This is a genomic window from Flagellimonas algicida (genome assembly GCF_049629585.1).
In the GTDB taxonomy this organism is placed as follows: domain Bacteria; phylum Bacteroidota; class Bacteroidia; order Flavobacteriales; family Flavobacteriaceae; genus Flagellimonas.
Genome location: NZ_JBMYIX010000001.1, coordinates 1,915,627 through 1,923,010 on the forward strand (window position 1 = coordinate 1,915,627; position 7,384 = coordinate 1,923,010).

Below are 7,384 nucleotides of genomic sequence, written 5' to 3' on the forward strand. Positions count from 1 at the left end.
GAGGAAATTCCGTAATGATGAAATTGGAGAGACAAGGTTTATATTTACCCGAGTTTGAACATGATAACTGTGGCGCAGGTTTTATCTGCAGCCTTAAAGGAAGAAAATCCAACGATATAATCCATAAAGCCCTTGAGATTCTGGATAAACTGGAGCATAGGGGCGCAGTAAGTGCCGATGGCAAAACTGGGGATGGCGCCGGGATTTTGATAGACATCCCACATGACTTTTTTGTGGAAGTTTGCAAATTCCCCTTGCCGGAAGCAGGAGCCTATGCCGTGGGCAATGTGTTCCTTCCCCAGAAGGAAAACCAAAGGGATTTCTGTATTTCCGTCCTTGAGGAAAATATTGAAAAGCAGGGTCTAAAGTTACTCGGTTGGCGTGATGTTCCCGTGAACCGTTCCGTACCCGGACGTATTGCTTCGGAGACCGAGCCTTTTGTAAAGCAGGTTTTTATTGACAAAGGAGAGGATTTGGATGATTTTCAATTCAATTTGAAACTCTTTATTGCCCGTAAGGTCACGGAGCATGCGGTCATCAAAAGTAAATTGTCACAGAGCCAATTCTTTTACTTACCCAGTCTTTCCACTAAAATCATCATTTTCAAAGGATTGCTGGTCCCAAAGGACATCAGCAGATATTACGAAGACCTATTGGACCCAAGAGTGGTCACCAGACTATCCTTGGTCCACCAACGATTTTCAACCAACACCTTCCCTACTTGGGATTTGGCCCAACCATTCCGATACATGTGCCATAACGGGGAAATAAACACCTTGCGCGGAAACGTTTCCCGTATGCGTTCCCGTGAAGAGTTGATGGAAAGTGATTGGTTCGGCGAGGATATCAAAACAATATTACCCATCGTATTGCCCGGAAAATCAGATTCGGCAAGCATGGACATGGTCGTGGAACTTCTGTTGATGACGGGTCGTTCCCTTCCCGAGGTAATGATGATGCTCGTACCCGAAGCTTGGGAAAAGAACGCGGATATGTCAGAATCCAAAAGGGCATTCTACGAATACAATTCCTGTTTGATGGAACCTTGGGACGGTCCCGCCTCCATTCCTTTTACCGACGGAAACTACATTGGTGCCGTATTGGATAGGAACGGACTTCGCCCATCAAGATATTCCGTGACCAAGCAAGGCTACGTGATCATGTCCTCTGAAACCGGGGTAGTGGGATTGGAACCTGAAGATATTGAATTCCATGGAAGATTGGAACCTGGAAAAATGTTCTTGGTGAACATGGAGGAAGGACGCATCATCAATGATGAGGAAATCAAGGAATCCATCGCCAAAAAACATCCCTACAAAAAATGGTTGGACAATAATTTGGTGCATTTAAAGGACATCCCTTATAATGACTGTCCCGTTTTCTTTGGGGAATTTCCTTTGGAAACCCGAAGAACCGCCTTTGGATATACCTTGGAGGACATCAACACCATTATTATGCCGATGGCACAAAACGGCAAAGAGCCCATCGGTTCCATGGGGTCGGATACACCTATTGCCGTACTGTCCGAACGCCCCCAATTGATCTACAACTATTTTAAACAGTTGTTCGCCCAGGTTACCAACCCACCTTTGGATGGGATTCGCGAAGAACTGATTACCGATATCAGTCTAACACTGGGGAGTGACCAAAATATTTTCAACATCAATGAGCTGCACTGCAGAAAATTGAAGATCCAAAATCCGGTGATTTCCAAAGAGGATTTGGATAAAATCAAAAATTACGATTCCAGCCCCGATTACAAGGTGGTATCCATTTCCGCACTGTACGAAGTGGCCAAAGGCCATAACGGATTGGAGGAAGCACTGGATTCCATCTTACAACAGGCCTTCAACGCCATTGACGAGGGTGCCAACATCATCATCCTTTCCGATAGAATGGTAAGCGCTGAAATGGCCGCCATTCCTGCGCTATTGGCCTGTTCCTATGTAAACAGCGGTCTTCAGAAAATGGGCCGTCGTTCCAAACTGAGCATCATCGTGGAATCTGCAGAACCAAGGGAAGTACACCATTTTGCACTCCTTTTTGGTTTCGGCGCTAGTGCCATCAACCCCTATTTGGTCAACGAGATCATTGGGGAACAGATGAAAGAGAACAACATCACGGAATACACCTTTGATGAAGCCATAAAAAATTACAACAAAGCCATTGGCAAGGGCATCTTGAAGGTGATGAACAAAATTGGGATTTCCACCTTGAACTCGTACAGGGGATCCCAGCTATTCGAATGCATTGGTATCAATACCAAGGTTGTGGACAAATACTTCCCCAATACGCCAACGCGTATTCAGGGAATTGGCTTGTACGAAATAGAGAAGGAAATAGCCAAACGCCACAAAAAGGCATTCAGGACACAGGAATTAGCAGCCAATCTGGATATTGAGATTGGTGGTGAGTACCGCTGGAGAAGAAATGGTGAAAAGCACATGTTCAATCCATTGACGATTGCCAAACTTCAAAAGTCGGTACGCAATAACGAGCCGGAGACTTATAAAGAGTACTCCCAATTGGTCAATGAGCAATCCAAAAACCTAATGACCATCCGTGGACTGTTTGAATTTTCAAACTACGACCCCATTCCAATTGAAGAAGTTGAGCCTTGGACCGAGATCGTAAAGCGGTTCAAGACTGGGGCCATGTCCTACGGAAGTATCAGTAAGGAGGCCCATGAAAATCTTGCGATTGCCATGAACCGTATTGGTGGTAAGAGTAATTCAGGTGAAGGTGGAGAGGATTCGGCTCGTTTTTATAAAAATCAAACCGGGGATTGGAAAAACAGTGCCATCAAGCAGGTAGCTTCGGGTAGGTTTGGGGTTACTTCCAACTACCTGACCAGTGCCCAGGAAATCCAAATTAAAATGGCGCAGGGTGCCAAGCCAGGTGAAGGAGGACAACTTCCCGGTCCAAAGGTGAACCCCGCCATTGCCAAAACAAGAAATTCCACTCCATACGTGGGATTGATTTCACCACCGCCCCACCACGACATTTATTCCATTGAGGATTTGTCCCAATTGATTTACGACCTGAAATCGGCAAACCGAGATGCGAGAGTCAACGTAAAATTGGTTTCGGAAGTAGGTGTGGGTACGGTAGCTGCAGGGGTTTCCAAAGCAAAGGCCGATGTTATCCTTGTTTCAGGTTTTGATGGGGGTACGGGAGCTTCGCCCCTAACCTCTTTGAAGCATGCCGGACTTCCTTGGGAGCTGGGTATTGCCGAAGCGCAACAAACCTTGGTACTCAATGATTTGAGAAACCGGGTTGTTCTGGAGTGCGACGGACAATTGAAAACTGGAAGGGATGTGGCCATAGCTTGTCTTTTGGGAGCAGAGGAATTCGGATTCGCTACGGCACCTTTGGTGGCCTCAGGTTGTATCATGATGCGCGTTTGCCATCTGAACACCTGCCCCGTGGGAATCGCAACCCAAAATCCGGAGCTGCGCAAAAAATTCAAGGGTAAACCAGAGCATGTGGTCAACTACATGTACTTCGTGGCGCAAGAACTTCGCGAAATCATGGCCAAGCTTGGCTTCCGAACCGTTAATGAAATGGTTGGCCAAGTACAAAAACTCGATAGGAACAAGGCCATTGAGCATTACAAGGCAGCTGGAATCGACCTAAGTCCTATCCTGTACCAAATAGATGTACCGGAAGGGACCAAACTATTTAATACCGAAAAACAGCACCACGATATAGACAAGTCCATAGAGTTTGACATCATTGCTCAAGCACACCCTGCATTGTTCAGAAAGGAAAAAACGTCATTGGATTTCCCTATTTACAATACCGATAGGGCCGTGGGCGCCATCATCAGCAACGAAATTTCCAAGATTTATGGTGCAGATGGTCTACCTGACAATACATTGAAACTGAACTTCACCGGTTCTGCCGGACAAAGTTTTGGTGCATTTGCCACCAAAGGATTGACTATGATCGTAAATGGAAACACCAACGACTATTTGGGCAAGGGTCTTTCTGGCGCCAAGCTGATCATTAAAGTGCCATACAAGTCTACCCTAAAACCGGAAGACAACATCATCACCGGAAACGTGACCCTATATGGGGCTACTTCCGGAGAGGCGTATATCAACGGAAAGGCCGGGGAACGTTTCTGTGTTAGAAACTCGGGAGCCAAAGCAGTAGTTGAAGGTATCGGTGACCATGGCTGTGAATACATGACCGGTGGTGTCGCCGTGATCCTAGGGTCTGTAGGTCGAAACTTCGGTGCAGGAATGAGCGGTGGAATCGCCTATGTGTACAATGCAGATGGCGCTTTTGAAAGAAAATGCAACGGTGAGGATCTAAACCTACTTCCCGTGGAAGAGGACAATGACATTAAACAACTTAGGGAGTTGATTGAAAACCACTATAATGCCACCTTGAGCCCATTGGCCCAAAGGATTTTGGAGAAGTGGGAAGAAAACCTTCCCAAGTTTATCAAAGTATTCCCTGAAGAATACAGACAAGCACTCATTCGTTTGGAACAAGAAAAAATGGAAACCTTATAATTTGAGATATGGGAAAGATTACAGGATTTATGGAATTTGACAGAAAGGATGAAGGTTACGCCCCTGTCAAAGAACGCATCAAAAACTATAAGGAATTTACCAACCCGTTAAAAGAAGCTGAACTTAAAAATCAAGGCGCCCGCTGTATGGATTGCGGTATTCCGTTCTGCCATAGTGGATGTCCCCTTGGAAACCTCATTCCCGATTTTAACGATGCCGTATATCAAGGAAAATGGGAGAAAGCGACCAAGATATTGCATTCCACCAATAATTTTCCAGAATTCACAGGCAGATTGTGTCCTGCCCCATGTGAGGAAGCATGCGTATTGGGCATCAACGAAGACCCGGTTTCCATAGAAAATATTGAAAAAAATATTGTGGAGACCGCTTTTAAGAATGGATGGATCACTCCTGAGCCTCCCCTTAAAAGAACTGAAAAAACCGTTGCCGTGATAGGCTCCGGACCAGCAGGACTTGCCGCGGCCCAACAATTGAACCGCGCTGGGCACACCGTGACCGTTTTTGAACGTGATGAGAAAGTTGGAGGACTATTGCGATATGGTATCCCTGATTTTAAAATGGAGAAGAATGTCATTGACAGACGTTTGGAGGTGATGGAGCAAGAAGGCATTCAATTCAAGACCGGCGTACATGTTGGTGTGGATGTTTCTGCGGAAGAGCTTAAAAATGAGTTCGATGCCATTGTACTCTGTGGAGGTGCCACGGTACGAAGAAATCTTCCTATCCCCGGTTCAGATTTGAAAGGGGTGGTACAAGCCATGGATTTTCTTCCCCAGAACAACAGAAAGGTTGACGGCATTCCGTTTAAAGGCGAAGATCTTTCCGCCAAAGGCAAGAAAGTGATTGTAATTGGTGGAGGGGATACCGGTTCGGACTGTATTGGGACTTCCATACGCCATGGGGCTAATTCTGTGGTGAATTTTGAGATTATGCCAAAAGGTACGCCTGACCGTCCAGAGGGACAACCTTGGCCGTTTTGGCCCATGCGTTTGAGAACCAGCACATCGCACAAAGAAGGAGCTGAACGTGTTTTTAGCATTTCAACCAAAAGATTTGTTGGTGACGACAATGGCAATTTAAAAGGATTGGTAACCACTGAAGTGGTGTGGGAAAAAGCACCCGGACAGCGTCCAATTCTGAAAGAAGTAGAGGGTACTGAAAAAGAATGGGAATGTGACTTGGCCCTTTTGGCCCTAGGGTTCACAGGCTCCGAAACTACCATTGCCGATCAATTGGGCCTTGAAATGGACCCACGGACCAATATTAATGCTTCCGCTGTCAATTATAAAACCAATGTCCCTGGCGTATTTGCGGCCGGTGACCAAAGAAGGGGGCAATCCTTGATTGTTTGGGCCATATCTGAAGGTAGACAGGCAGCCCACCACGTAGATACCTATTTAATGGGACAATCAAATCTTCCTTTAAAAGGAGAAGGCGACCTGCCAAGGGTTTGATATAACAAGTAAATACCCAACCAAACCATTTTTATGGAGACTCCCTGAGAAAATTTATTCTCAGGGAGTTTTACTTTTTGGGGTTAGGTTGAATTCCCAAATTTTTCCTTTGCACAGGATATTGCAACATATCGACCATACACATTATCCTCCCAGATATACATTTCAAAAAACAACGGTAAAAAAACATTCATATCTTTAGTACAGTCCCTTCCGACCAAGATTCAACCAATCTCAAGGCATGTTATTGCCGTTTGCCATGGTATTTGTAGAAACCTAAAAATACCTGTCATGAGAATCTCGTTTACATTACTCATTATTTTAATCAGCATCTTAGCTTGTAAAAATCAAAATAAGAAAGAAACCTCCGAACAAGAAAAGATGACCTTAATGGAATCCCCTTTGGAAAAAGGTGAAGTACATGTCCTCACCCAAAGCATGGAATTTATTACCGCAGACACCTTAATGTCTGGCTGGAATACCTTTGTATATGACAACAAGTCTACCGAGGTACACTTTATTTTGCTTGACCGATATCCGGAAGGAAAGGGCATTGCCAATACCAAAGCCGAGGTAATACCCCCTTTTGATGAAGGCATGAAACTTATCATGGAAGGAGATATGGACAATGCTGTAGCAGCTTTCGGCAAACTACCGGAGTGGTTTCATCAGATAAAGTTCTGTGGTGGCACAGGATTTATATCACCCAAGCACATTGCCCGTAGTACTGTATATCTAGAACCCGGTCGTTATGCCATGGAATGTTACGTTAAAATGTTCAATGGGGAATGGCATACTTCCCATGGTATGATAAAGGAGTTCATGGTAACGGACAAAGCCACAACGCTATCACAACCTACTCCCACGGCTACCATTGATATCTCCAGCACCAATGGCATTATCCTTAAAGACAGCCTATCTGCTGGAAAACAGATTATAGAGACCAATTTTCTAGACCAAAAAGCCTATGAACATTTTGTGGGACATGATATAAATTTGGTGAAATATGAAACCAACGCTTCTATGGATTCCTTGCTTTTGTGGATGAATTGGATGAATCCAAGGGGATTACGCTCCCCCTCTCCTGAAGGCTTTACCTTCTTGGGCGGCATGAACAATCTATCTGCAGGGGACAAAGGTTATTTTGAAGTTGATTTAGCGCCCGGTAATTATGTGTTTATATCCGAAGTACCGGAAGCCGATAAGAAAAAGTTGATGCACCCCTTCTCTATCCAATAATATAGAATAAACTTCCAGGAACAAAAAAGCCCTCTACATACGTAAAGGGCTTTGAGGAAGGCGGCGACCTACTCTCCCACCTGGTGTGGCAGTACCATCGGCGCAAACGGGCTTAACTTCCCTGTTCGGAATGGAAAGGGGTGGGCC

The 7,384-nt window shown here is 45.2% G+C and carries 3 protein-coding genes and 1 rRNA gene; 3 read left to right on the plus strand and 1 reads right to left on the minus strand.

The features are described from left to right. The first annotated feature begins 17 nt into the window (after positions 1 to 17). From gltB to ACPD8L_RS08735, 3 genes are all read left to right on the plus strand, one after another. The gene (gltB, locus tag ACPD8L_RS08725) at positions 18 to 4,523 is read left to right on the plus strand and encodes a glutamate synthase large subunit (RefSeq protein ID WP_423942948.1); all 4,506 of its coding nucleotides are present in this window, start codon (positions 18 to 20) and stop codon (positions 4,521 to 4,523) included. 8 nt (positions 4,524 to 4,531) lie between these two features. Further along, positions 4,532 to 5,998, plus strand: a complete 1,467-nt coding sequence (locus ACPD8L_RS08730) for a glutamate synthase subunit beta (protein WP_293302397.1) — start codon at positions 4,532 to 4,534, stop codon at positions 5,996 to 5,998. Positions 5,999 to 6,388: 390 nt separating this feature from the next. Continuing rightward, positions 6,389 to 7,237 carry a hypothetical protein gene (locus ACPD8L_RS08735; RefSeq protein WP_423942949.1) on the plus strand — a complete coding sequence of 283 codons (849 nt, stop codon included), beginning with the start codon at positions 6,389 to 6,391 and terminating at the stop codon, positions 7,235 to 7,237. Positions 7,238 to 7,292: 55 nt separating this feature from the next. On the opposite strand, the gene rrf is transcribed toward ACPD8L_RS08735, so the two are convergent. Beyond that, positions 7,293 to 7,384, minus strand: a 5S ribosomal RNA gene (gene rrf, locus ACPD8L_RS08740); the annotation flags it as partial.

Bases quoted from the DNA above. Each gene is read 5' to 3' on its own strand.
- gltB (WP_423942948.1), top strand. From the start codon at position 18: ATGAAATTGGAGAGACAAGGTTTATATTTACCCGAGTTTGAACATGAT.
- ACPD8L_RS08730 (WP_293302397.1), top strand. From the start codon at position 4,532: ATGGGAAAGATTACAGGATTTATGGAATTTGACAGAAAGGATGAAGGT.
- ACPD8L_RS08735 (WP_423942949.1), top strand. From the start codon at position 6,389: ATGGAATCCCCTTTGGAAAAAGGTGAAGTACATGTCCTCACCCAAAGC.